Raw genomic sequence first — 26777 nt, forward strand, 5'->3', positions numbered from 1 at the left:
GGGACCCGATGCAATTGCGTAAATTACTTCTGCCTGGGCTGCTGTCCGTCACCTTACTGAGCGGTTGTTCCCTGTTTAATGGCGAAGAAGATGTTGTGAAAATGTCTCCTCTGCCGACAGTTGAAAACCAGTTTACCCCGACTACCGCATGGAGTACCTCGGTAGGAAATGGTATTGGCGAGTTCTACTCTAACCTGCACCCGGCCCTGGTGAGCGGCGTGGTCTATGCTGCCGATCGTCATGGTACGGTGAAAGCCGTTAGCGAAAGCGATGGCAAAGAGATCTGGTCTGTGAGCCTCGCGGAAAAATCAGGGTGGTTTTCTACCAACCCGGCGCTGCTCTCCGGTGGTGTAACTGTGGCAGGCGCGCACGTTTTCGTTGGCAGCGAAAAAGCGAAAGTGTATGCGCTGAACACCAGTGATGGTTCTGAAGCCTGGACCACGCAGGTAGCGGGTGAGGCTTTATCCCGTCCGGTTGTCAGCGACGGTCTGGTGCTCATTCACACCAGCAATGGTCAGCTGCAGGCGCTTGATGAGGGTACCGGTACGATCAAATGGACCGTTAACCTCGACATGCCATCCCTTTCTCTGCGCGGCGAATCTGCCCCGGCAACCGCTTTTGGTGCTGCGATTGTTGGCGGTGACAACGGTCGTGTAAGTGCGGTTCTGATGCAGCAGGGCCAGCTGATTTGGCAGCAACGTATTTCTCAGGCCACCGGCCCGACGGAAATCGATCGTCTGAGCGACGTCGATACCACCCCTGTAATTGTTAACGGGGTTGTTTATGCTCTGGCGTACAACGGCAACCTGACGGCGATGGATCTGCGCAGTGGCCAGATCATGTGGAAACGTGAACTGGGTTCAGTCAGTGATTTCATCGTTGATGGCAACCGCATCTATATGATTGACCAGAACGATCGCGTGCTGGCGCTCACCACTGACGGTGGAGTAACGCTGTGGACGCAAAGCGATCTGTTGCACCGCAACCTGACCTCTCCTGTGCTGTATAATGGTTACATTGTTACGGGCGACAGCGAAGGCTACATGCACTGGATCAACGTTGAGGATGGTCACTTTGTGGCTCAGCAAAAAGTGGACAGTTCCGGTTTCCTGACCGATCCTGTCGTAGCTGATGGCAAACTGCTCATTCAGGCGAAAGACGGTACACTGTACTCCATTACGCGCTAATTCAGGCGTAGTCAGTCACGCGTCCGAAGACGGCTCCTGTTGCAGGGGCCGTTTTACTGTTTTTAAAGCGTCGCACAACCTGCGGCGTTCATGGTTTTCGAATTTTAAGTAATGAGGCTTTAACATGATACCTGTGGTCGCGCTGGTCGGGCGCCCTAACGTTGGAAAATCCACGCTTTTTAACCGTTTAACACGCACCCGTGATGCGCTGGTGGCGGATTTTCCGGGGCTGACCCGTGACCGTAAGTACGGTCGTGCAGAAGTCGAAGGTCGTGAGTTTATCTGTATCGACACGGGCGGTATTGATGGCACCGAAGACGGTGTCGAAACGCGTATGGCTGAACAGTCGCTGCTGGCGATTGAAGAGGCAGACGTCGTGCTGTTTATGGTGGATGCGCGTGCGGGGCTGATGCCTGCTGATGAAGCAATCGCAAAGCACCTGCGTTCACGTGAAAAACCCACTTTCCTGGTCGCGAACAAAACCGATGGCCTTGACCCCGATCAGGCCATCATTGATTTCTACGCCCTGGGCTTAGGGGAAATTCATCCGATTGCCGCCTCTCATGGTCGTGGTGTTCTGAGTCTGCTGGAGCACGTACTGCTGCCGTGGATGGATGAACTTGATCCGAAAGAGGAAGTGGACGAAGAGGCTGAATACTGGGCGCAGTTTGAAGCTGAGCAGAACGGTGAAGCCCCTGAGGAAGAAGAAGAGGCCTTCAACCCGCAGGATCTGCCGATTAAGCTCGCCATCGTTGGTCGTCCCAATGTAGGTAAGTCCACACTGACGAACCGTATTCTCGGTGAAGATCGTGTTGTGGTGTATGACATGCCCGGCACCACCCGTGACAGCATTTACATCCCGATGGAGCGCGATGAGCGTGAGTATGTGCTCATCGACACCGCTGGGGTGCGTAAGCGCGGAAAAATCACCGATACGGTAGAAAAATTCTCTGTGATCAAAACGCTGCAGGCGATTGAAGACGCTAATGTGGTGCTGCTGGTCATCGATGCCCGCGAAGGCATTTCCGATCAGGACCTCTCACTGCTCGGCTTCATCCTCAATAGTGGGCGCTCACTGGTTATCGTGGTAAACAAGTGGGATGGTCTGAGCAATGAAGTGCGTGAGCAGGTAAAAGAGACCCTCGATTTCCGTCTGGGCTTTATCGACTTCGCGCGCGTTCACTTCATCTCTGCACTGCACGGCAGCGGGGTGGGGAATCTGTTTGAATCGGTGCGCGAAGCTTATGACAGCTCCACACGCCGCGTGAGTACGGCGATGCTGACCCGTATCATGACGATGGCTGAAGAAGATCACCAGCCGCCGCTGGTGCGTGGCCGCCGTGTCAAACTGAAGTATGCGCATGCCGGTGGTTATAACCCGCCGATCGTGGTGATTCACGGCAACCAAGTGAAAGACCTGCCGGATTCGTACAAACGTTACCTGATGAACTACTTCCGTAAATCGCTGGACGTCATGGGTACGCCTATCCGCATTCAGTTCAAGGAAGGCGAGAACCCGTTTGCGAATAAACGCAATACCCTGACGCCGAACCAGATGCGTAAGCGTAAACGTTTGATTAAGCATATCAAAAAGAGTAAGTAAGTTTTAGCGCCCGCAGATTTGTGCCGGGCGCGCTGAACTTTGGGAGGATATGTATGGAACTCAAATGCCCAACCTGTCATAACCCGCTCGAACTGGTTGGCACCCACGCACACTGTTTTGGCTGCGATAAAGATTATCCTGTTAACGCCCTGTGCCCGGACTGCCATCAGCCGTTAGAGATCCTGAAAGCCTGCGGTGCGGTCGATTATTTTTGCCAGCATGGTCATGGTTTGATATCGAAAAAACGGGTGGCGTTCGTCCCGCTCTGAAATAAAAAAGCCGCATTGAGATGCGGCTTTTTTTTCAGGCTTTTTTCGCCGGGATGATCGTTTTCACTTCGCTCTCAAGCCAGCCATCGTTGACACGCGTGGTCAATATATCGCCTTTATGCACCTGGGCGGTTTGCTTCAGCACCCTGCCATCGCTGGCGGTTGTCACGCTGTAACCACGGGAAAGGGTTGCCAGCGGGCTGACAGCCTCAAGATGGGTAATCGCCGAACCAAAACGCTCACGCGTCTGGCTCATTCGCGACCCAACGGCCTGGGCCAGACGGAATTCAAGCTGTTGCGCGCGAGTCTGCGCCCGATGAATTTTGGGGGTCGGATTGTGGCTGTTCAGTCGTTGCGTTACGCGCTGCTGGCGCAGCGATGCCTGACGGAAGCGAGTGTCCAGCGCGTTGCGCATGCGCTGCTGTAAACGCTCAAGGATGGTTTGCTGACGCGCCAGGCGCAGTTGCGGATGCTGTTGCTGCAGGCGGTGGTTTATCTGCGTAAAGCGTTTAGTGCGATTAGCCAGGTAGAAATCCATCGCCATCTCCAGACGCTGCTGTGCGGCCTGAAGCTGGCGAGCCAGTTCAGCCTGATTACGGCTGACCATCTCGGCTGCCGCCGACGGCGTAGGCGCACGTAAATCGGCGACAAAGTCGGCGATGGTGACGTCCGTTTCATGACCCACTGCGCTGACTACCGGTATTGCGCTTGCAAAGATGGCGCGTGCCACACGTTCGTCGTTAAAGCTCCATAAATCTTCCAGTGAGCCACCGCCGCGCCCGACGATCAGCACGTCGCACTCCTGACGGGCATTCGCCAGTTCTATGGCACGAACAATTTGCGCGGGCGCATCGTCCCCCTGAACCGGCGTTGGATAAATCACCACCGGCAGCGACGGATCGCGGCGTTTAAGCACATGCAAAATATCATGCAAAGCCGCACCGGTTTTCGACGTCACCACACCAATGCAGGTGGCAGGCGAGGGGAGCGGTTGTTTGAACTGCTGATCAAACAGGCCTTCCGCGGAAAGCGCGGCCTTCAGCTGCTCATATTTTTGTTGCAGCAGCCCTTCACCCGCTGGCTGCATGCTCTCAACAATTATCTGATAATCGCCGCGGGGGTCATACAGTGTGACCGATGCCCGCACCAGCACCTGCTGGCCGTGCTGAGGACGAAACGTCACCCGACGGTTACTGTTACGGAACATTGCTCCGCGTACCTGGGCGGTGTCATCTTTTAGCGTGAAGTACCAGTGGCCGGATGAGGGCTGCGAGAAATTGGAGATTTCGCCCGTGATCCAGACCTGGCCCATTTCGCGTTCCAGCAGGCTGCGAACCGTTTGATTGAGACGGCTTACGGTAAAAATTGAGGGACTCTGGGAAGGTAACATGTGAGCTGGATCAAATTCTAAATCAGCAAGTTATTCAGTCGATAGTAACCCGCTCACCCGTGAGCGCAAGTATTTTTCTTAAAAAAATGTGGAAGCAATCGGTTACGCTCTGTATAATGCCACGGCAATATTTAACCACCCCCAGGTCAGAGATATTGCCCATGCTACGTATCGCTAAAGAAGCCCTGACGTTTGACGACGTCCTCCTCGTTCCCGCTCATTCCACCGTTCTGCCGAATACTGCCGATCTCAGCACGCAGCTTACTAAAACCATTCGCCTGAACATTCCAATGCTCTCCGCAGCGATGGACACTGTAACGGAAGCGCGCCTGGCTATCGCCCTGGCTCAGGAAGGCGGCATCGGCTTTATTCACAAAAACATGTCTATCGAGCGCCAGGCTGAAGAAGTGAAGCGCGTGAAGAAACATGAATCCGGTATTGTGACCGACCCGCAGACCGTACTGCCAGGCACCACGCTGCACGAAGTCAAAGCGCTGACCGAGCGTAACGGCTTTGCCGGTTACCCGGTGGTGACGGAAGATAACGAGCTGGTGGGGATCATCACCGGACGTGACGTGCGTTTTGTGACCGATCTGAACCAGCCGGTGAGCGTATATATGACGCCGAAAGAGCGTCTGGTCACCGTGCGTGAAGGCGAAAATCGTGAGGTTGTCTTCGCGAAAATGCACGAAAAGCGTGTTGAGAAAGCCCTGGTCGTTGACGACAGCTTCCACCTGCGCGGCATGATCACCGTGAAAGATTTCCAGAAAGCGGAACGTAAACCCAACGCCTGTAAAGATGAGCATGGCCGTCTGCGTGTAGGTGCGGCAGTTGGCGCGGGCGCGGGTAACGAAGAGCGTGTTGATGCGCTGGTTGCCGCAGGCGTTGACGTCCTGCTGATTGACTCCTCACATGGTCACTCCGAAGGTGTGCTGCAACGTATTCGTGAAACCCGTGCGAAATATCCTGATCTGCAAATCATTGGCGGCAACGTAGCAACAGGCGCAGGCGCTCGCGCTCTGGCAGACGCCGGTTGCAGCGCGGTGAAAGTTGGTATCGGCCCGGGCTCCATCTGTACTACCCGTATCGTGACGGGTGTGGGTGTTCCGCAAATTACTGCGGTTTCCGATGCAGTAGAAGCGCTGGAAGGCACCGGCATCCCGGTTATCGCTGACGGTGGTATCCGTTTCTCAGGTGACATCGCCAAAGCCATTGCAGCGGGTGCTGCTGCGGTGATGGTTGGCTCCATGCTGGCTGGTACCGAAGAATCGCCAGGCGAAATCGAACTGTTCCAGGGCCGTTCTTATAAATCCTACCGCGGTATGGGCTCTCTGGGCGCGATGTCCAAAGGCTCCTCCGATCGCTACTTCCAGACCGACAATGCCGCCGACAAACTGGTACCGGAAGGCATCGAAGGCCGCGTGGCCTATAAGGGCTACCTGAAAGAGATCATTCACCAGCAGATGGGCGGCCTGCGCTCCTGTATGGGGCTGACCGGCTGTGGCACCATTGATCTGCTGCGGACGAAAGCGGAATTTGTGCGCATCAGCGGTGCGGGTATTCAGGAAAGCCATGTCCATGATGTAACCATCACCAAGGAATCGCCTAACTACCGTATGGGTTCCTGATCGTTTCCACGCCCGGCTTTATGCCGGGCGATTTTGTTTCACTTGCCTCGGAATTAGCGTCAATGACGGAAAACATTCATAAACATCGCATTCTTATCCTTGATTTCGGTTCGCAGTACACGCAACTGGTTGCCCGCCGCGTGCGTGAGCTCGGCGTTTACTGTGAGCTGTGGGCATGGGATGTCACCGAAGCGCAGATCCGCGAATTTAACCCAAGCGGCATCATTCTTTCCGGTGGTCCGGAAAGCACCACTGAAGAGAACAGCCCGCGAGCCCCGCAGTATGTCTTCGAAGCTGGTGTACCGGTATTCGGCGTCTGCTACGGCATGCAGACCATGGCCATGCAGCTCGGCGGCCACGTTGAAGGCTCTCACGAGCGTGAGTTCGGCTACGCACAGGTGGAAGTTCAGACCGACAGCGCGCTGATTCGCGGTATTGAAGACTCCCTGACTTCCGACGGTAAAGCGCTGCTGGACGTCTGGATGAGCCACGGCGATAAAGTCACGGCGATCCCGTCTGACTTCGTGACCGTTGCCAGCACGGAAACCTGTCCGTTCGCCATTATGGCTAACGAAGAAAAACGCTTTTATGGCGTGCAGTTCCACCCGGAAGTGACCCACACCCGCCAGGGCCTGCGCATGCTCGAGCGTTTCGTTATCGATATCTGCCAGTGCGAAGCCCTGTGGACGCCGGCAAAAATCATCGACGATGCTATCGAACGTATTCGTGCGCAGGTGGGTGACGACAAAGTGATCCTCGGCCTCTCCGGCGGCGTGGACTCCTCCGTCACCGCCATGCTGCTGCATCGCGCTATCGGTAAAAACCTGACCTGTGTCTTCGTGGATAATGGCCTGCTGCGTCTGAACGAAGCAGAGCAGGTGATGGACATGTTCGGCGACCATTTCGGCCTCAACATCATTCATGTTGAAGGTGAGTCTCGCTTCCTGAGCGAGCTGGCGGGCGAGAACGATCCGGAAGCCAAACGTAAAATTATCGGCCGCGTCTTCGTGGAAATCTTCGATGAAGAAGCCCTGAAACTGGAAGATGTGAAGTGGCTGGCGCAGGGCACCATCTACCCTGACGTGATTGAATCCGCCGCTTCCGCCACCGGTAAAGCCCATGTCATCAAATCTCACCACAACGTGGGCGGCCTGCCGAAAGAGATGAAGATGGGCCTGGTTGAACCGCTGCGTGAGCTGTTCAAAGACGAAGTGCGCAAAATTGGTCTGGAGCTGGGCCTGCCGTACAACATGCTCTACCGTCATCCGTTCCCGGGGCCGGGTCTGGGCGTGCGCGTGCTTGGCGAAGTGAAGAAAGAGTATTGCGACCTGCTGCGTCGTGCCGATGCTATCTTCATTGAAGAGCTGCATAAAGCCGACCTGTACAACAAAGTCAGCCAGGCCTTCACCGTCTTCCTGCCGGTACGTTCCGTAGGCGTGATGGGTGATGGGCGTAAGTACGACTGGGTTGTCTCTCTGCGTGCCGTTGAAACCATCGACTTTATGACCGCCCACTGGGCGCACCTGCCGTACGATTTCCTGGGCCGCGTCTCCAACCGCATCATCAATGAAGTGAACGGCATTTCCCGCGTGGTCTATGACATCAGCGGTAAGCCGCCAGCAACGATTGAGTGGGAATAATCGTTTTCGCCTCGGCGCATAAACGTTGAATAAAAACACCAGTACGCCTCGCGCTGCTGGTGTTTTTTTCTACCTGGGCCGCATCGTGCCCAGACACCCTTACCGGCCGACCCCCCATTGCTGGCATTAGACGAAGCCTGCCTTTTGTGCCACCCTTTTTGGCTGAGTGTTCAGCGCATCCCATCGGCATCGTGCGCGAAAGGGAACACGGACTTTCGGCTCATCTCACTCGGCAGACACGCGCTATGTTTAAAAAACTGCTCTCCGGCCTGACCGGCCAAAAAGATAAATCGCAGGCCCCTGTTGAACCTGAACAGGCTCATCCCGTAGAGGCGCAACCGCCGCAGGAAGAGCGTATTGTTGCTTATGACGCCAACGGGCGGGAGATGCATATCACCCGAAGCGACTGGCGAGAAAAGGTTTTTCTGCCGGGGCTTGAGCAGAAGTGGGATGATCCGGCCGAACTTTACGATGCCATTCTGGCCGGGCTGAACGACGGTTTTGCTACTGACCTTCTTCCTGCGGCGGCGCGGCTGGTCGCAATCGATGATAACCCTGAACGCAGTCATACGCTTCAGGGCATTGTACTGATGCAAAACAACCTGCATGACGAGGCCGAAGCGACGCTAAACGCGGGAATCGATAAAGCCGGTCCCACGGGAACCCTGCTGACCAATCTGGCGAAAGTCTACGCTGAACGTGGCGACAGTGCCCGCGCCGACGCGCTGCTCTGGCAGGCCATTAAAGCCGACCCGAATCAGGACAATGGCTTACTCTGGTGGGCCTCTTTAAAAGAGGAGCGGGAAGGAACTGCGGGGTACGTAGCGGGACTTAAAACCGTTGCGGCGCTGCCGGGGGCATGGCGCGCCCAGCTGTGGCTGGCGCGGCACTACCTGGAACAGAAAAACGTGGCGGCGGCGAAAACGCTCTATGACGAGGTGCTGGCGGGAGGGAGGTACGACGGCAGCTCGCTTATGATGATCTCAGGCGATCTGGGCAGGAACGGTGAAATACCCCTGCTTGTCGACCTGATCGCCCCCGTTTATGATGAGCATCGTCACGATCCGATGGCGGGCATGAATCTGCTGCGCGCTTATCAGGAGCTGGGTAACCCTGATGCAGGTGAACGGTTGTTAAGCCGAATGTATGCGCTTGAATATCCGCCGCTCAAGCAGCATCTGGATGCATTCGCCCAGGCTTTTCAGCAAATGCGTGAACAAGGTGCGCAGGGTGTTCCCACCGATCCTGCTCAGGTGGAAATCAGTACGCTGGCGCTCTCGCAGCCCATCTGGCATTACGGTCTCTATAAAGCCGACTGGCTATTCGGGCAAAAACCCGAGGAGGCAGACATTGTCGGTTTCTTTGCGCTCAGTAAAATTACCGATGAGACAAAGCCTGCCGAGTCGCAGCGCGAGGATGATGTCGGAAGGCTCACCCGCGCTATTCCGTTATACCTGGCAGAAGCCGCTCACTACTGGACTCCCTTTGCCGCCCGGTGCTATTTCCAGGTTGCCGCAGGTCTGGGACCGGTGCTCTCGACCCATGAAACAGACGGGAATGAACTCTTCGATCTCGTTCCCCCGTCAATGAAGTACTTTGTTACCGGACAGCTTGGGTGCGAAGGGGAAGGGGATCAACGCCAGTGGCAGCTCACTCTCTCGCTCTGGGATTGTCGCCTGCGGGAAAAATGCGCCGTTGAGAGTGCGACCGTACCTCAGGCTGAACTGGGCGCATGGGTGCTTGAGCTTGAGCAGCGTCTGCTGGCGAAAATGGGTGGGCCTGTTACGCAGGCTCTCGATGCGTTCTATACTCGCCCGTCAGCTGAGGCGATGAATATCTACCTTGCTGAGCTGGGCCAGGCCTTTACCCTGACGATGGTAGCCAACAACTATGTTCCGCGTGCCGCGCTATGGGGCGAGCGTTCAATGCTGGAGTGGCCGCTCAACATGGCGCTGCAATGGCCCCAGGCGGAGGTGCCAAAACTGATGTATCTTTCCGGGCTCAGTAAAGCCTGTGATTATCAGTCCGAGGTGCTGGCGGAATATAAAAAGCGCACGCTGGCGCTGCTGGAGAGCGCATCAGGTACTCCCTGTGAGAAACTGGCGCCGCTGGTATGGAAAATATTCGGCATGCAGGAAGAACTGAATGCGTACCGGGAAGCCCTGCCAGCAGAGACCCGCGCGGACTACGCGGCCTGGCTTGGACGCATCACTGAATAATCGAGGGGCACAATGAGTACGCGGAACATTGAACAAGCGTTCTGGCGCTCCGGGCTCGCGCCCTGGATTGAGCTACGCACGACCCGGCAAAGCCTGCAGGCCTACAAGCTGCATCAGCATGCGCAGCTGTCGATTGGCGCGATAGTGGAAGGGGATACCCTGACCTGTTGCGACGGGCAGACGTATCATCTGCGTCCGGGCGAGCTTGTGGTGATTGCCCCGGAAGTGGCCCACAGTTGTAATCCGGTCGCGGGCATTCCGCGCAGTTATCATATGCTTTATATCGATAAGGCATGGTGCCTGGCGCAGCTCGGCGCGGCCCCTGAAGAGACGCTGTGTTGCGATCAAACGCTTATTCACCATCCGTCTCTTTTTGCAGCATATCAGCGGATCGTTGAACTGATGATCGAAGGCAACATCGAGTTATTATCCACTGCCGTGCGTGAACTGCTGCTAAAAGTGCCAGGGCTCACCGCTCGTCCTCAACCTCAACACGCTTTTTATGACATGCAGTTGGCTCTACAGGCAGATTTTACCGTTGCACCGTCGTTTGACAGGCTGGCAGGCCACTATTCTCTGCGTAAAGAGACGCTGATCCGCCAGTTTAAACAGGCGACAGGGCTGACGCCCGGCGCCTGGCTGAACAATGCCCGTATTGAGTTTGCGAGATCATGCCTGAGGGCAGGGGGCGACATTACCGACGTCGGCTATCAGAGCGGCTTTTCGGATCAAAGCCATTTTCACCGCACCTTTGTGAGCTTTACGGCATCGACACCGCGTCAGTACGCGCGGGGGCGATCAATATCCGACAATAAATAGCGCAACGACTTCATTACAGTGACCGTTTTTACCGGAGGTCACTATGTCATTTGTTTCGCAGTTTATTCCCGCAGCGTTTCCCCTTCTCGCCCTGTCGCATTTTGTGGCGCTGGTCAGCCCTGGCCCGGATTTCTTCTTACAGGCAGGTTATGCCGTCCGCTATCGTCTGCGCGGAAGTGCAGGAATTGGGGTGGGCATCGCGCTGGGAAACGCGTGCTATATCCTGATTGCTCTCTTTGGCTGGAATATGTTGCAGACACATGCGCTGTTATTCCGGTTGATTGAAATCGCCGGCGCGCTTTATTTAATCTGGATTGGCAGCCACCTGCTGCGCAGTCGTAAACAGGCGATAACGTTTAATGCGACGGCGCAGGCACGCCCTTCTGCGGGTAAGCAGTGCCTGCTTGGGCTGAGCTCAGCACTGCTCAATCCTAAAAATGCACTCTTCTATATGGCACTGATGACGTCGATTCTGGGGGCATCGGTAACGCTCCCCCAGCAGATATTTTCCGCCGTGTGGATGAGTCTTGCGGTTCTTGTCTGGAATCTGCTGGTGGCGGCACTGGCAGGGCATGCGATGGTGCAAAAACGCGTCGCGTCATGCATTCACATCATTGAACGCATTGCTGGCGCCGTTCTCAGCGGGTTTGGCCTGCTGATGATTGCTGCAATGCTGCGTCAAACAGCTGCATAGCGACAGAGACGCAAAAGCATGTGAATGCTAAAACAGGACGTTAACGCTCTGCAGAAGAGACGACAGGCTGACTGATTTGTTGCGACTGGAGCTTATCCTGATGATGATACCAGGCCCCGATGGAGGAGTAGATAAAGCGGCCGAAGAAAAAGATAAAGCTAATAAGCAGTACGATACGGGTCATGCGACTGTCAAATCGATGTCGTTTTCGCATAGGGGTTGCCTGACTCACAATGTTTCCCTGGATAAGCCCTGTTGAAGGGCGACGGGGACATTAAGTCACAGAGTGCCGATAAGGTCAATTCATCACCACATAAAAACGAGGCAATAAAAAATATTCCGCAGATTTATATAAAAAAATTAAATATTTATCGCGTAAATGCTAAATTCGCCCCGGACGATAAAAAGTGGCGTTATTAATTAAGCTGCGGTGTTTTGTTTGACGTGCGTCAATTATAACTTGCGGTTCAGAACTAAAATTCCAGCTCATTTATCGCGTTAAACATGAACAGTCGGGTCGGATGCCTGTCTGAAAATGCCCCGCAGGATCCTGGGTTTCACCGAGCATCTATGACTTTCATAAAAAAATACCGCCGAATTAAAGATAAATGGTGGGCGCTGCCCCTCCTTTTACCCAGCCTGTTACTTTCCGTTTTTAGCCTGGCAAATACCTGGACTACGGTTGCTGGCGAAGGCGTCGTGCTTTTCTATCTGCCGCTGGGCATCATCATGGCTATGCTGGTGGTCTACGGACTGGCGGCACTGCCGGGCATTATGCTGGGGGTGGTATTGCTGTTTACTCCTGATGAACCAGGGCAACTTATTGCACAGTCGCTGCATTTACTGGTGCCGGCGCTGCTCAGTTGGGGCGGCTATCGGGTGTTTGTTACCCGACGGCAAAATATAGCCTATAGCGACGCCAGACTTTTTGCTCAACGTTTATTCTGGCAGGTGTTTTGCCCGGCTACGCTCTACATCATTATTCTGCAGTTTATTATCTGGCTGTCGTTATACGATACAGCGTTAAGTAATACCAATACATTAACCTTTGATACGCATCTGCTTATTGATTATCAGGCTATGCTGGTGGGAACCATGATTGGCACGCCGCTTAGCTATTTACTCATTCGCGTATTTCATCACCCTCGCTATCTGCGAAGTTGGTTTTCGCAACTGCGCAATGAATTTGATCCCAAAGTGACCCGTGCGGAGTTCGTTACATGGGGGGCTATTGTGGCCGGGATGGTCATTTTATTGCTGATGCCAATGACAGAAAATAGTTCGATTTTTAGCACCAATTACACCCTGTCACTACTGCTTCCGGTGATGCTCTGGGGTTCAATGCGCTTCGGCTATCGTTTGATGTCGCTGCTGTGGGCGCTGTTGCTGACGGTTTTCATCCACTACTACTTTCGTTATCTGCCCGCCTATGCAAGGTATGAAGTGCAGTTGGCTATCGCATCGTCCTGCTACCTGGTCTACACCGTTATCATCCTTAGCGTGGCCCTGCTTGCCACACGGCAGCGGCAGCTTCATGAGCGCGCGCGGCGTCTGGCCTTTTTGGATCCGATAGTCCATATGCCTAACCTGCGGGCGTTAAGCCGGGCCCTGGCTGACTCGCCCTGGTCGGTGGTGTGCCTGTTGCGAATTCCTGAGCTTGAACTACTGGGTCGTAATTACGGTATCCTGTTGCGCATTCAGTACAAGCAAAAACTGGCGGAGTGGTTACGCCCGATGCTGGGACAAGGGGAAGGCGTTTTTCTACTGACAGGGTATGACCTTGCGATCCGTTTGCATTCCCAATCCCACCAGAGCCGTATAGATGAACTGGATCAGCGTATTAAGCTGTTTCGTTTTGACTGGGACGCTATGCCTTTGCAGCCCCAGGTTGGAATGAGCTACTGCTATGTGCGCTCGCCGGTGCAGCATCTCTATTTACTGCTGGGAGAGCTCAGCACCATTGCGGACCTGTCGCTGGCGACCAATCACCCGGAAAGTTTGCAGCAGCGTGGTGCGGTAAATCTGCAGCGCAGCCTGAAGAGCAAGGTGGATATGATGAGCCGTCTGCAGCGTGCGCTGGAAGAAAACAGGTTCAGCCTGATGGTGCAGCCGATCACGGGTATGCGGGGGGATGATTACCACGAAATTTTACTGCGTATGAACGAGGAGAACGGCGAGTACATTCACCCTGATGACTTCCTGCCAATTGCCCATGAATTTGGCCTCTCCTCACGTATAGATTTATGGGTCGTTGAGCACGTCCTGAGTTTTATGGCCTCGCACCGGGAGGCGTTACGCGGCCAGCGTTTTGCCATCAACCTGTCGCCGACCTCCGTCTGCCGGGCTCAGTTCTCACCTGACATTGGGTCTCTACTGCAGAAATATAATATTGAAGCCTGGCAGCTCATTTTTGAAATTACTGAAAGCAATTCACTCTCCAATATTCAGCAGGCTAACCAGACGCTGGCGCAGCTGCAGAAGATGGGCTGCAGAGTGGCGATTGATGATTTTGGAACCGGTTATGCCAGTTACGCCCGTCTGAAAAATGTGAATGCCGACATCCTTAAAATCGATGGCAGTTTTATTCGCAACATTGTCTCCAATAGTCTGGATTACCAGATAGTGGCCTCTATCTGTCATCTGGCGCGCATGAAACGGATGCTGGTGGTGGCCGAGTATGTCGAAAGTGAAGAGATACGCAGCGCGGCTATCGCGCTGGGTATCGATTATCTTCAGGGATTTTTGATAGGTAAACCGGAGCCGCTGGAAAGTCTGGCTGTCCAGCATAAGGCGGCCTGACATCAGGCCGCTACGTCAGGTGCCCGCTCTTCTTCAATTTTAAGGCGCCAGCCGGTGACGGCCTCCCAGTAATCCTGCTCTTTTTCCAGATCGAAAAGCACCAGGGCGTTCTGGCTGAACCAGTCGTGCGGGAAACTGAGCGTCCAGTGATTGTCATCCGTGGTCAGGCGAAGCGTCGGCGGCGTGGTGGTGGCCTGCCGTTGATTATTGAGCAGCACGCCGAGGCGCAATATCTGCACCAGGGGCAGGAACTGCTTCTTCTTATAGAGCGTGAAGCGCGGCAAGTCATCCAGCTTGATGCCTTTGCGATGGTAGCGCACCAGGGTGGCCATCATCAGTTGCTGCTCCTGATTAAAGCCGGGCAAATCACTGTGCTGCAAAATATAAGCTGAGTGGCGGTGCATCCCGCTGTGATTTATGTTGAGTCCTACTTCGTGGAGCATGACGGACCATTTCAGCAAGGCCGCCAGCTGCGGGTTCGCCAGCTTCGGATTTTGCGCCTGCCATTGATCGTACATGTGCGTGGTGGTCTCCAGCACACGACGCGCCTGCTCGCGGTCGATGTTGTAATGATTGGCTAATGCCTGAGCGGTACGGCTGCGGATGTCCTGATGACGAAAGCGCCCCTCCATTTCATAGAGCACGCCTTCACGGAGCGCGCCATCAGAGAGTCGGAGTTCTTTGATAGCCAGCGCATCAAAAACCCCGCAAAGAATGGCAAGGCCTGGCACGAAGACCACTTTGCGCTCTTCAGAGAGGCCCGGCAGACTCAGTTCGCTGAAATTTTTATACTTCAGCACTTCTGCAACCAGTTTATCCAGGCGTTCAGGGGTGATAAATCCATCTTTCTCACCCATAGCCAGCAGCACTTCATGGGCAGCCTTGATGGTGCCTGAAGCTCCTAAAGCGACATTCCACCCCTGGATGCGGTACTGCCATGCCAGCGTTTCCAGCTTTTGTACAGCTGCGATGCGGGCACGCTGGAAGCATTCACGATTTAAAGCGCCGCCAGGGAAGTAGGTCTGGGCAAAACTGACGCAACCCATACGGCGGCTCTCCACCAGTCTGGGTTCGAAATCTTCACCGATGACCAGTTCCGTCGAGCCACCACCAATATCGATAACCAGCTTGCGCCCTTTTTCCGGCTGCGTATGCTCAACGCCCATGAAAATCAGACGCGCTTCTTCATTACCGGAAATGATCTCGATAGGGTAGGGGATGACCTGCTCCGCGCGTTTGAGAAACTCAGCGGCATTGCGAGCCTGGCGCAGCGTGTGCGTGCCCACGATGCAGACGCTGGAGGGTTCGAAACCCTGCAGGCGTTCGGCAAAAAGCGACAGGCAGTTCAACCCGCGCTCCATCGCCTCTTCGCTCAGCATACTGTCTGCATCAAGGCCATCAGCCAGATGCACACGCTGTTTAAGGCGGCCGATGATCTGCATTGCCCCATCCACAACGCGCGCGATCACCATATGAAAACTGTTCGAACCCAAATCGACCGCCGCAAACTCCTGCGGTCGTGGTGTGTTGTCATTTATCGGCATAGATTAATCAGGCTGTTCAAGTGAAGTCAGATAGTCATGAATCGCGAGCTGCGCGCGCACTTTACGGCGATTGCCGCGCGGCACATAACGATTACTCAGTTCTTTATCGACGTAGCGTGCCTTAACGGTATCACTAAACAGAATGTCAATGATATCCAGGACCTGCTGTTTAAGGCGTGGGTCCAGTAGCGGGGCCGCTACTTCGATACGGTAATCAATATTTCGCGTCATCCAGTCGGCCGACGACAGATAGACTTTTTTGTCGCCACCGTTATCAAAAATATAGATCCTGTCGTGCTCAAGGAAACGATCAACGATGCTAATGACGCGAATATTATCACTGATGCCCGCCAGTTCGGGAATCAATGAACACATACCACGTACCAGCAGGTTAACCTGTACCCCCGAACCTGAGGCAGCATAAAGGCGGTCAACCAACCCTTTATCCACCAGGTTGTTGATTTTAAGGGTAATACCCGCTGGAATGCCCTTCTGCGCATTCGCAATCTCTTTATCAATCATTTCATAAAGAAGCGGACGCGAGTTCTGTGGCGACACCAGCAAATAGTCGAAATGCACCGGGCGGTAAGGGTTTTCAATAAAGCTAAACACCCGACGTACTTCATTAGTAATACGTGCATCGGCGGTAAGCAGCGAGTAGTCAGTATAAATACGCGCGGTCTTTTCGTTAAAGTTACCGGTCCCGATGTGCGCATAACGTACAATCTCTTCCCCTTCCATGCGTGAAATGAGGAACAGCTTGGCGTGAATTTTCAGGCCCGGGGCGGAGAAGATAACCTGTACGCCCGCCTCGGTCAGACGTTTGGCCCAGTGAATATTGGCCTCTTCGTCGAAACGCGCCTGCAGTTCCACCACTACGGTCACTTTTTTACCATTGTGGGCGGCGTGGATCATTGAGTCGATGATGCGTGAGTCTTTTGCCACACGGTAAATATTGATCTTGATGGCCAGCACGCTGGGGTCAAATGACGCCTGGCGCAGCAGCTCAAGCACATGCTCAAAGGTGTGATATGGGTAATAGAGCAGCACATCGCGCTCGCGGATGGCGTCAAATCCGTTGCGGAATTTATCGAACCAGAGATGGCGCAGGCGCGGCAGCGGCTTGTTGACGAGATTGGCTTTGCCGACGTTCGGGAAGCCAATAAAGTCTTTAAAGTTGTGGTATCGCCCCCCCGGAATAATGGAGTCAAAGCGGGAGATGGTCAGTTTTTCGCGCAGCATCTCGACCATCGCATCCGGCATGTCACGCTGGTAAACAAAACGCACCGGCTCTGCCGTCAGGCGCTGTTTCAGGCTGGATGACATCAGCTCCATCAGACTCGACTCCATTTCGTGCACCAGGTCATATTCGGCATCACGGGTCATTTTCATCGAGTAGGCGTTCAGTGAATCGTAATCAAAAAAGCCGCTAAAGATATCGTCCAGACAGTAGCGCAGGATGTTGTCCAGAAGGATCATGGGCTTGCGACGGCGCGGCGCTTCCGGCGGCAGATTCACAAAGCGCGGAACCTTGTCTGACGGAATTTCCAGCAGCGCGTAGCGAATCGCGTCGCCCCGGATAATTTCAACCGCCAGATAGGTGTAATCGTCTTTTAAGAAACGAACCAGATTGGTTTCGCGATTGATTAGCGTCGGGGTGATGTGCTGGCGTAAGTACTGTTTGAAGTAATGGCGTAGCCAGTTTTGCTGGTTGACGGAGAGCTGGCGTTCGTTAATCAGGAAGATTTGGTTACGCGCCATTTCCAGCAGCAGGTCATTGTAGAGCGAGTCAAATTCCTGATCGGCCTTAAGGACTCTGGTCTGAATTTTACCCAGCAAATGACGTGATTGGGTGTTCGTTCCTTGCCCTTGCTCTTCGCTAATAATGATACGGCGTTTAAGTTCTGCGAAGCGGACCTTATAGAACTCATCAAGGTTATTTGAATAAATGCCCAAAAAACGCATGCGTTCGATCAACGGATTACTTTTGTCTGCCGCTTCCTGAAGCACACGCTCGTTAAAGCACAACCAGCTCAGTTCTTTTTCCAGATATAGCTTTTCCTGACCCATTACAGCTTACACTCCAGTTAACTCTCGGGACACGGCAATTCCTTCTCGCCAGGCGGTGTCCTCATGTGCAGGTAAACGTTATTGGCGTTTGCGTGAGAAAGACACCCTACATTATGGCGAGCTTTGCCTTAAGATGTCCAACTGTGACAGATAAGTATGACAGTAATCCGTTTTTAGCCGGATTCAGATGTTGCGCGCAACCGTAAGTCGCGCGCAGGTAACGGAAAAATGCGCTTATTCCGCAGCGTAGCCCTGAGGAGGTAAGCAGAGGCCATCAAGCCAGGCGCTGTTATCGTGCATGGTAAGACGTCCTTCCAGAAACCAGCTCACCACCAGAGGATAAATGGCGTGTTCCTGCGTCTGCACCCGGGCGGTGATCTCCTCTTCCGTGTCGCCTTCAAACACCGGGATTTGTGCCTGTAAAATCACCGGGCCGCCGTCGAGTTCGTCAGTAACAAAATGCACTGAGGTGCCGTGAACCTCATCGCCGTTCTCAAGCACCTGACGGTGGGTATGTAAGCCAGGATATTTCGGCAGCAGGGAAGGATGAATATTGATTAAGCGGCCCGCGTAGTGCGCGACAAACGCCGGGCTAAGGATGCGCATATAACCCGCCAGCACGACCAGATCCGGGGCGTAGGCATCCATCTCCTGCATTAACTCACGATCGAAGGCTTCACGGCTGGCAAACTGGGAGGCCAGAAGGGCGTGGGCGGGGATCGCCGCCTCACGCGCCCGTTCAAGGCCGAACGCGTCGGCCTTGTTACTGAATACTGCCCTGATGGTGCCATTGATCTTCTTCTGCATGCAGGCATCAATAATCGCCTGCAAATTGCTTCCGTTACCGGAAATGAGCACCACGATATTTTTCATTCAATGACCACGCGTTCACTGGAATCGGAGGCATTGATGATACCGATTCTCCAGGCGTTTTCACCTTTTGCATTCAGCAGGGCGATAGCCTTATCCGCTTCTGATTCCGGCAGCGCAATCACCATGCCGACGCCGCAGTTAAAAGTACGGTACATCTCGTGACGGCTGATGTTACCGGCGGTTTGCAACCAGTCAAACACGGCAGGCCACTGCCATGAGGATTCATCAATCACCGCCTGGGTGTTGTCGGGCAGTACGCGCGGAATATTTTCCCAGAAGCCGCCGCCGGTCAGGTGGGCAATGGCGTGCACATCGACGTTCGCAATCAGCTCAAGGATCGATTTCACATAGATGCGGGTTGGCGTTAACAGATGGTCAGCCAGTGATTTGCCATCAAGCTGGGTCGTTTCGGGATCACAACCACTGACCTCGATGACTTTACGCACCAGGGAGTAGCCGTTGGAGTGTGGGCCGCTGGAGGCCAGTGCGATCAGGACATCACCATCCGTCACTTTTGAGCCGTCGATGATTTCTGATTTTTCAACAACGCCAACGCAGAAGCCCGCTACATCGTAATCTTCACCGTGGTACATGCCCGGCATTTCAGCGGTTTCGCCACCGACCAGCGCACAGCCTGATTGTAAGCAACCTTCTGCAATACCGGTGATCACGCTGGAGGCGGTGTCCACATCCAGTTTGCCGGTGGCGTAATAGTCGAGGAAAAACAGCGGTTCGGCCCCCTGGACCACAAGGTCATTCACGCACATAGCCACGAGATCGATACCAATGCTGTCGTGACGTTTCAGATCCATCGCCAGACGCAGTTTTGTACCCACGCCGTCAGTGCCGGAAACCAGAACTGGCTCACGATATTTTTGCGGCAAAGCGCACAGCGCGCCGAAGCCACCCAGGCCGCCCATCACTTCGGGACGACGGGTTTTCTTCACTACGCCTTTGATTCGGTCTACCAGAGCATTACCTGCGTCAATATCAACACCGGCATCTTTGTAGCTAAGAGAGGTTTTATCGGTCACTGCTTGAGTCCCCACGCGTTTGCTTGCGGTTCACCTGTTATCGTTCAGGTAGGCACCTGACGTTAACAGGGATAGAAATAAATTCGGCGCAATTCTAACAGCGAAGGCAAACGTTTGCGAGTCCATTATTTCCGGGCGGTCTGGTTTCCTGAGATATACTCATTTCCAGTCTATTTGATCCGGATCAACGCTGAATCTGTAGCGCAACGGAAAAAAAGCGGTATAATCCGGCGATTTTTTTTGTGGCTACCACCTTTCTGGGGAAGGAGAAGAGTATGAAGGTCGTGGAAGTAAAACACCCACTCGTCAAACACAAGCTGGGCCTGATGCGCGAAAATGACATCAGCACCAAACGCTTTCGTGAACTCGCCTCGGAAGTCGGTAGCTTACTGACCTATGAAGCGACTGCGGATCTTGAAACAGAGCGCGTCGTGATTGAGGGCTGGAATGGCCCGGTTGAAGTGGATCAAATCAAGGGCAAAAAAATCACCGTAGTACCGATTCTGCGTGCCGGTCTTGGCATGATGGAAGGCGTACTGGAACATGTGCCGAGCGCACGTATCAGCGTCGTGGGTATTTACCGTAACGAAGAGACGCTGGAGCCGGTTCCTTACTTCCAGAAGCTGGTTTCTAACATCGACGAGCGTATGGCGCTGGTCGTTGACCCGATGCTGGCCACTGGCGGCTCGATGATTGCCACCATTGACCTGCTGAAAAATGCGGGCTGCCACAGCATCAAAGTGCTGGTCCTGGTGGCTGCCCCGGAAGGCCTCGCCGCGCTGGAGAAAGCGCACCCGGACGTTGAGCTTTACACCGCGTCCATCGACCACGGCCTCAATGAGCACGGATACATTATTCCGGGCCTCGGCGATGCCGGCGACAAGATTTTTGGTACCAAGTAAATGCATTAAAAATAAAAGCCGACTTTGAGAGTCGGCTTTTTTTTGGCGTAAACCACAACAGAATCCGCCTGATTTCCTCACACAGTTCACAAAAACTGTGCGATGAACGATGAGCGGAACATTAATAACACATGAATCACACTCAGAGGAAAACACTATGACGCGCCGTGCTATCGGGGTGAGTGAAAGACCGCCGCTTTTACAGACAATCCCGCTTAGTTTGCAGCACCTGTTCGCGATGTTTGGCGCAACCGTGCTGGTGCCAATCCTGTTTCACATCAACCCGGCCACCGTGTTGCTGTTCAACGGTGTCGGAACGCTACTGTATCTCTTTATCTGTAAAGGGAAAATTCCGGCGTACCTGGGTTCCAGCTTTGCCTTTATTTCACCGGTTTTACTGCTGTTGCCGCTGGGTTACGAAGTGGCCTTAGGTGGTTTCATCATGTGTGGCGCCTTGTTCTGCGTCGTGGCGTTTATCGTTAAGAAAGCCGGTACGGGCTGGCTGGACGTTATGTTCCCGCCTGCGGCGATGGGCGCAATCGTTGCCGTCATCGGGCTTGAGCTCGCTGGCGTAGCGGCGGGTATGGCAGGATTGCTGCCTGCCGAAGGGCAGTCTGCTGATACTAAAACCGTCATCATCTCCCTGGTCACGCTGGGCGTGACGGTGTTTGGTTCCGTGCTGTTCCGTGGCTTTATGGCCATCATCCCGATTCTTATCGGTGTGCTGGCGGGCTATGCGCTCTCCTTCGCTATGGGCGTGGTCGATTTCACCCCGATTGCTCAGGCGCACTGGTTCGCGCTGCCTACCTTCTACACGCCGCGTTTTGAATGGTTTGCTATCTTCACTATTCTGCCTGCTGCGCTGGTGGTTATCGCAGAACATGTGGGCCACCTGGTGGTCACGGCCAATATCGTGAAGAGAGATCTGATTCGCGATCCGGGCCTGCACCGCTCCATGTTTGCCAACGGTTTTTCAACCATGATCTCCGGCTTCTTTGGCTCCACGCCGAACACCACCTACGGTGAGAACATCGGTGTAATGGCTATCACCCGCGTCTACAGTACCTGGGTTATCGGCGGTGCGGCGATCATTGCTATCCTGCTCTCTTGTGTTGGCAAGCTGGCGGCGGCGATTCAGATTATCCCGGTCCCGGTGATGGGCGGCGTCTCTCTGCTGCTGTACGGGGTCATTGGTGCCTCTGGTATACGCGTACTGATCGAATCCAAAGTGGATTACAGCAAAGCGCAAAATCTGATCCTCACTTCCGTCATCCTGATTATCGGGGTGAGTGGTGCGAAAGTGCATATTGGTGCAGCTGAACTGAAAGGCATGGCACTGGCGACCATCGTCGGCGTGGGCCTGAGCCTGATCTTCAAATTGATCAGCGTGCTGCGCCCGGAAGAGGTGGTTCTGGACGCCGAGGACAGCAACGCGAATACGCACTAAAGGCCATTCGTAAGCCGGGTATTTTGTCCGGTTCAAACGCAGCGTAGTTTTATGATAAACTCGCTGCGTTTTATTAAAGCCCTGTTGAGGTACGTCTGAACACACCGGCACAGCTTTCCCTGCCACTCTATCTCCCTGACGACGAAACTTTCGCGAGTTTCTGGCCGGGCGACAATCCTTCTTTGCTGGCGGCGTTGCAAAATGTCCTTCGCCAGGATCATAGCGGATACATCTATTTCTGGTCGCGTGAAGGTGCGGGGCGCAGTCATCTGCTGCATGCGGCCTGTGCGGAGTTATCCCAACGTGGTGATGCGGTCGGCTATGTGCCTCTTGATAAGCGAACGTGGTTTGTGCCGGAAGTGCTGGACGGCATGGAGCACCTTTCGCTGGTCTGCATTGATAATATCGAATGTGTCGCAGGGGATGAGCTCTGGGAGATGGCGATATTTAATCTCTACAATCGCATTCTGGAATCGGGCAAAACGCGTTTACTGATAACCGGTGACAGGCCACCACGCCAGCTTAAGCTGGGGCTGCCGGATCTGGCGTCACGCCTGGACTGGGGGCAAATCTACAAGCTGCAACCCCTTTCAGACGAAGATAAACTGCTGGCGCTGCAACTACGGGCAAGACTGCGTGGATTTGAGTTGCCGGAAGATGTGGGGCGCTTTCTGCTCAAACGTCTTGACCGGGAAATGCGCACGCTGTTTGACACCTTAGATGAACTCGATCGCGCCTCGATCACAGCACAGCGCAAACTCACCATTCCCTTTGTTAAAGATATTCTCAAACTGTAGGCCCGGCAGACAACGCGCTACCGGGCATCCGGCTGTCAGGTGATTATCTCAAGCACCTGTTCCGGCGGGCGGCCAATCCTCGCTTTGCCGTTGGCGACCACAATCGGACGCTCCATCAGCTTCGGATTTTCCACCATTGCCTGAATCAGCGCCTTTTCTGAAAGCGCGCTGTTGCCAAGCTCCAGCGATTTATAGAGATCCTCTTTCTGACGCATCAGCTCACGGGCGCTGGTCATGCCCAACATATTAAGTAAAGCCTGAAGGGTCACGGCATCCGCAGGGGTATCCAGGTACAACACTACCTCAGGTTCAACGCCATGTTCTTTCAGCAAATTCAGAGTCTCACGGCTCTTTGAGCAGCGGGGGTTGTGATAAATCTTCACCGCGTCGGTCATTTTTTCTCCTGATTACATCTTCTCGTACGGGCGGAACGTTTTCTGCAGCTGACGAAGCTGGTCGATACGGGCGTCATAGCGTGCCTGCTGCAGGCTGCCGAGTTTAACCTGGGTGCTGGCGCTGCTGAGCAGGGTAATGGCCTGATCGAGGCGTCCTACCAGAGCCTGCCCTTCAGCACGGGCAGCCAGTTCCAGATCGCGGTGATTCAGCGCGGCTTCCGTTTGCGCGAGTAACTCCCAGCCGTTGACGTCATCTTTCCAGTTAAAGGTATAGCGATTGAGGATCTTTTCTGCTTCCGCCGGTTGACCGCTTGTCAGATAGGCATTCGCGAGGTTCAGTTGCAGCACCGGGTTAGTTTTGATCTCTCTGGCATTTTTAAGACGGTTAACGGCCTCGGCGTTTTTGTTCTGCCCCAGATCGATATCGGTCGCTAAATCCAGGAACCAGGCATTATTCGGATCGGCACTGAGCAGCGGTTGCAGCGCTCGCATGGCATCTGCATTATTTTTGCTTTCCATTGCCTGCAGGGCTCGACCGTATTGCGCTGCGCGTTGTTCGCGAACGTTGCCTTTCGCCCAGGCATCAAGCAGGTCGCTGGTCAGCTGGTTACGTCCGGAGTTATACATGCCGAGCGACCTGGCCTTTGCCAGGTAAAAATCCTCTGACGACTGCACCACCACGGGCCGCATCTGGTTGGCGCGGTTACGGGCATCCGACAGGCGGCTTTCCGGCAACGGGTGGGTCAGCAGGATTTCCGGGGGACGTGAAGAGTAGCGTGCCTGATCGAGCAGTTTTTCGAGGAAGGTCGGCATGGCCTGAGGGTCGAACCCGGCGCGCTGAAGCACCTGGATACCAATGCGATCCGCTTCCTGCTCATTTTGTTGCGTGAAGCTAATCATCCCCTGACGCGTACCGGCGAGCGTACCGGTCAGCGCTGCCATCCCTGCCTGCGGGCTGGCCATTGCTAACAGAATCGATCCCAGCGCGCCTGCCCAGGTGAGCGGGGCACTGCGTTTTTGATCTTCCATCGCGCGCGCCAGATGGCGCTGGGTCACGTGGGAGATTTCATGTGCCATCACCGATGCCAGCTGGCTCTCGTTATCGGCATAGCGGAAAAGCGCGGAATGCAGCACCACGTTGCCCCCGAAAAAGGCAAAGGCGTTGATTTCGTCATTATTAACCAGATAAAAATGGAAGGGCGTTTTCACCGAGTCAGCATGCGAGACCAGGCGCATACCGAGGGCATTGATGTATTGCACCAGCAGGGGATCGTTTATAAGCGGAGCACTGCCACGCAGCTGGCGAACATAAAAGTCGCCCATCTGCATCTCCTGGCCGATTGACAGGGTGCTTCCTGCGGAGGTTCCCATATCCGGCAACGCATCTACCGAATCCGCAAAAGCGGGCGCAGCCTGACTAAACGTCATCGCGGCGATAAGGGTTGCGACCAGCGTTTTTTTCAACTGCCTGAACATAACCTCAGTCCTGTAATGTGGATGTTACCGTTTGACCGACGGCGCTGGCGTTTGTTCCAGCGTGATGGAACAAGGAGTTTAGCTGCGTTACTCATGGATTTAAATCTTTTTACCCCGCAGGCGGTTTCAGCGAAAGGCGCTAAAAAGCAAAGTCTTTTTTGTGGCATTTCGATACACTTCCCCTACTTACACCGCTCAATCCGGTTTTCCCGGAAGGAACATATGCTCGAATTGTTGATGCAGTGGTACCGTCGTCGCTTCAGTGATCCTGAGGCGATTGCGTTGCTGGTTATTCTGCTGGCAGGTTTCATTATTCTCTTCTTTTTCAATGGCCTGCTGGCCCCGCTTCTGGTTGCGCTGGTGCTGGCTTATCTGCTTGAGTGGCCGACGGTTCGCCTGGAGCGTATCGGTTTTTCCCGCCGCTGGGCGGCATCAATGGTCCTCATATTGTTTGTCGGTATTGTGATGGTGATGGCCTTTGTGGTGATGCCAGTTGCCTGGCAGCAGGGGATGAATCTCATCCGCGACATGCCGGGCATGCTCAATAAACTCTCTGATTTTGCCGCCACGCTCCCGCGCCGCTATCCGATGCTTATGGACGCCGGGATTATCGATGCAATGGCAGAAAATATGCGTACCCGGCTGCTTGGCATGGGCGACTCAGTGGTCAAATACTCGCTCGCCTCACTGGTAGGCCTGTTAACCCTGGCGGTCTATCTGGTGCTGGTGCCGCTGATGGTCTTCTTCCTGGTAAAAGATAAAGATCAGATGCTCAATGCCGTGCGCCGCGTGCTGCCCCGCAACCGGGGGCTGGCAGGCCAGGTGTGGAAAGAGATGAATCAGCAGATAACCAACTACATTCGCGGCAAAGTGCTGGAAATGGTGGTGGTGGGCGTTGCCACCTGGTTTGGTTTTTTACTTTTTGGCCTTAACTACTCGCTGCTGTTAGCCGTGCTGGTAGGGTTCTCGGTATTGATTCCTTACATCGGTGCCTTTGTGGTCACCATTCCGGTCATCTGCGTGGCGCTGTTCCAGTTCGGCGCGGGCACGGAGTTCTGGAGCTGTTTTGCTGTTTATCTCATTATTCAGGGGCTGGACGGTAACCTGCTGGTGCCGGTGCTTTTCTCGGAAGCGGTGAATTTACACCCGCTGGTCATCATCCTGTCGGTGATTATTTTCGGCGGACTATGGGGGTTCTGGGGCGTCTTCTTTGCCATTCCTCTTGCGACCTTGGTCAAAGCTGTGATTCACGCCTGGCCTGATGGCGTAGTAGTGGACGACCCACACTGACCGGCGGCTCTCCCTCAGGGAGGGGAAGGGGGGATGGCTTAAGGGTTTCAGCCGTAAAAAGCGTGGTTCCGCTGACCACTGGTGGAATGGTTCCGTTCACCTCACATGCTAAACCGGGCACGCTTTTCCCCCTCGCCCCTTCGGGGAGAGGGTCGGGGTGAGGGGAACAGCGCGTGACTGGCCCGAAGGGTTTCAGCCGTAAAAAGCGTGGTTCCGCTGACCTCCGGTGGAATCGTTCCGTTCACCTCATGTGCTAAACCGGGCACGCTTTTCCCCCTCGCCCCTTCGTGGAGAGGGTCGGGGTGAGGGGAACAGTGGGTGTCTGGCTCAAAGGGTTCCGGCCTTAAAAAGCGCGGTTCCGCTTACCTTCGTTGGAACGGTTCCGTTCACCTCATGTGCAAAACCGGGCACGCTTTTCCCCCTCGCCCCTTTGGGGTGAGGGGAACAGCGCGTGACTGGCCCGAAGGGTTTCAGCCGTAAAAAGCGTGGTTCCGCTGACCTCCGGTGGAATGGTTCCGTTCACCTCATGTGTCGCGCTTCCATGAAACACCTTCCCCCGTGAACGTGTTAAGGGCGTTCTCCGCCACGCCCTTAACAATCCCGGCTCCCGGCACGAAAACTGCCGCTTCGCGGTGACCCTCCGCTTGTTTCTCCGGGCTTTCCGGGAGCGGGCGCGATGCAGCGTCCCTGCAACGCGCGCC

At 54.6% G+C, this 26777-nt stretch carries 21 protein-coding genes; 13 read left to right on the forward strand and 8 right to left on the reverse strand.

All coding sequences use genetic code 11. The annotated features are described in order from the left end of the window. Positions 1–8 precede the first annotated feature (8 nt). The 3 genes from bamB to KXR87_RS08935 all read left to right on the forward strand — a co-directional run bounded on the left by bamB (position 9) and on the right by KXR87_RS08935 (position 3059). The gene (bamB, locus tag KXR87_RS08925; RefSeq protein ID WP_437431907.1) at positions 9–1187 is read left to right on the forward strand and encodes an outer membrane protein assembly factor BamB; all 1179 of its coding nucleotides are present in this window, start codon (positions 9–11) and stop codon (positions 1185–1187) included. 124 nt (positions 1188–1311) lie between these two features. Next, positions 1312–2790, forward strand: a complete 1479-nt coding sequence (der, locus tag KXR87_RS08930) for a ribosome biogenesis GTPase Der (protein ID WP_437431908.1) — start codon at positions 1312–1314, stop codon at positions 2788–2790. A gap of 53 nt (positions 2791–2843) precedes the next feature. Then, on the forward strand, positions 2844–3059 hold the full coding sequence (locus KXR87_RS08935; protein ID WP_437431909.1) for a zinc ribbon domain-containing protein: 216 nt from the start codon (positions 2844–2846) through the stop codon (positions 3057–3059). Positions 3060–3093: 34 nt separating this feature from the next. Here KXR87_RS08935 and xseA read toward each other — a convergent pair whose 3' ends face one another. Further along, positions 3094–4449, reverse strand: coding sequence for an exodeoxyribonuclease VII large subunit (gene xseA, locus KXR87_RS08940; protein WP_437431910.1), 1356 nt, complete (start codon positions 4447–4449; stop codon positions 3094–3096). 161 nt (positions 4450–4610) lie between these two features. On the opposite strand from xseA, the gene guaB reads away from it, so the two are divergent. The 5 genes from guaB to KXR87_RS08965 all read left to right on the forward strand — a co-directional run bounded on the left by guaB (position 4611) and on the right by KXR87_RS08965 (position 11449). Beyond that, a complete protein-coding gene (gene guaB, locus KXR87_RS08945; protein WP_437431911.1) occupies positions 4611–6077 on the forward strand; it encodes an IMP dehydrogenase in 1467 nt (488 codons plus the stop codon). Between the two features lie 62 nt (positions 6078–6139). Next, positions 6140–7717: a glutamine-hydrolyzing GMP synthase gene (gene guaA / locus KXR87_RS08950; protein WP_437431912.1), complete on the forward strand. Its 1578-nt coding sequence runs from the start codon at positions 6140–6142 to the stop codon at positions 7715–7717. A gap of 245 nt (positions 7718–7962) precedes the next feature. After that, positions 7963–9936 (forward strand): tetratricopeptide repeat protein, encoded by a 1974-nt coding sequence (locus KXR87_RS08955; RefSeq protein WP_437431913.1) that lies wholly within the window; start codon positions 7963–7965, stop codon positions 9934–9936. A 12-nt stretch (positions 9937–9948) separates the two neighbouring features. Continuing rightward, on the forward strand, positions 9949–10755 hold the full coding sequence (locus KXR87_RS08960; protein ID WP_437431914.1) for an AraC family transcriptional regulator: 807 nt from the start codon (positions 9949–9951) through the stop codon (positions 10753–10755). Between the two features lie 43 nt (positions 10756–10798). Then, positions 10799–11449, forward strand: a complete 651-nt coding sequence (locus KXR87_RS08965; RefSeq protein ID WP_437431915.1) for a LysE family translocator — start codon at positions 10799–10801, stop codon at positions 11447–11449. Positions 11450–11489: 40 nt separating this feature from the next. On the opposite strand, the gene KXR87_RS08970 is transcribed toward KXR87_RS08965, so the two are convergent. Then, entirely contained in the window at positions 11490–11681 is a 192-nt protein-coding gene (locus KXR87_RS08970; RefSeq protein WP_437431916.1) for a YfgG family protein, read from the reverse strand. A 338-nt stretch (positions 11682–12019) separates the two neighbouring features. Between KXR87_RS08970 and KXR87_RS08975 the strand changes: the two genes are divergently transcribed. Beyond that, positions 12020–14248 (forward strand): EAL domain-containing protein, encoded by a 2229-nt coding sequence (locus KXR87_RS08975; RefSeq protein WP_437431917.1) that lies wholly within the window; start codon positions 12020–12022, stop codon positions 14246–14248. A gap of 2 nt (positions 14249–14250) precedes the next feature. Here the strand turns inward: KXR87_RS08975 and ppx are convergent, their stop codons facing one another. From ppx to purM, 4 genes are all read right to left on the reverse strand, one after another. After that, positions 14251–15792 carry an exopolyphosphatase gene (ppx, locus tag KXR87_RS08980; RefSeq protein ID WP_437431918.1) on the reverse strand — a complete coding sequence of 514 codons (1542 nt, stop codon included), beginning with the start codon at positions 15790–15792 and terminating at the stop codon, positions 14251–14253. Between the two features lie 3 nt (positions 15793–15795). Further along, positions 15796–17862 (reverse strand): polyphosphate kinase 1, encoded by a 2067-nt coding sequence (ppk1, locus tag KXR87_RS08985; protein ID WP_437431919.1) that lies wholly within the window; start codon positions 17860–17862, stop codon positions 15796–15798. A gap of 234 nt (positions 17863–18096) precedes the next feature. Further along, on the reverse strand, positions 18097–18735 hold the full coding sequence (gene purN / locus KXR87_RS08990) for a phosphoribosylglycinamide formyltransferase (protein WP_437431920.1): 639 nt from the start codon (positions 18733–18735) through the stop codon (positions 18097–18099). Beyond that, entirely contained in the window at positions 18732–19769 is a 1038-nt protein-coding gene (purM, locus tag KXR87_RS08995; RefSeq protein WP_437431921.1) for a phosphoribosylformylglycinamidine cyclo-ligase, read from the reverse strand. The genes purN and purM overlap by 4 nt, the downstream gene beginning before the upstream one ends. Positions 19770–20044: 275 nt before the next feature. Between purM and upp the strand changes: the two genes are divergently transcribed. From upp to KXR87_RS09010, 3 genes are all read left to right on the forward strand, one after another. Continuing rightward, positions 20045–20671 carry a uracil phosphoribosyltransferase gene (gene upp, locus KXR87_RS09000; RefSeq protein ID WP_437431922.1) on the forward strand — a complete coding sequence of 209 codons (627 nt, stop codon included), beginning with the start codon at positions 20045–20047 and terminating at the stop codon, positions 20669–20671. A gap of 157 nt (positions 20672–20828) precedes the next feature. Then, positions 20829–22118, forward strand: coding sequence for a uracil permease (gene uraA / locus KXR87_RS09005; protein ID WP_437431923.1), 1290 nt, complete (start codon positions 20829–20831; stop codon positions 22116–22118). Between the two features lie 95 nt (positions 22119–22213). Further along, positions 22214–22915 (forward strand): DnaA inactivator Hda, encoded by a 702-nt coding sequence (locus KXR87_RS09010; RefSeq protein ID WP_437431932.1) that lies wholly within the window; start codon positions 22214–22216, stop codon positions 22913–22915. Positions 22916–22950: 35 nt separating this feature from the next. Here the strand turns inward: KXR87_RS09010 and arsC are convergent, their stop codons facing one another. After that, complete coding sequence (gene arsC, locus KXR87_RS09015) at positions 22951–23310, reverse strand: arsenate reductase (glutaredoxin) (protein WP_437431924.1); 360 nt, start codon at positions 23308–23310, stop codon at positions 22951–22953. Positions 23311–23322: 12 nt separating this feature from the next. Beyond that, positions 23323–24786 carry a beta-barrel assembly-enhancing protease gene (gene bepA / locus KXR87_RS09020; protein ID WP_437431925.1) on the reverse strand — a complete coding sequence of 488 codons (1464 nt, stop codon included), beginning with the start codon at positions 24784–24786 and terminating at the stop codon, positions 23323–23325. Positions 24787–25008: 222 nt separating this feature from the next. Between bepA and KXR87_RS09025 the strand changes: the two genes are divergently transcribed. Continuing rightward, positions 25009–26076, forward strand: coding sequence for an AI-2E family transporter (locus KXR87_RS09025; RefSeq protein ID WP_437431926.1), 1068 nt, complete (start codon positions 25009–25011; stop codon positions 26074–26076). The last annotated feature ends 701 nt before the right edge of the window (positions 26077–26777 follow it).

The sequence above is a fragment of the Yokenella regensburgei genome (assembly GCF_051486985.1).
Taxonomy (GTDB): domain Bacteria; phylum Pseudomonadota; class Gammaproteobacteria; order Enterobacterales; family Enterobacteriaceae; genus CBFFRJ01.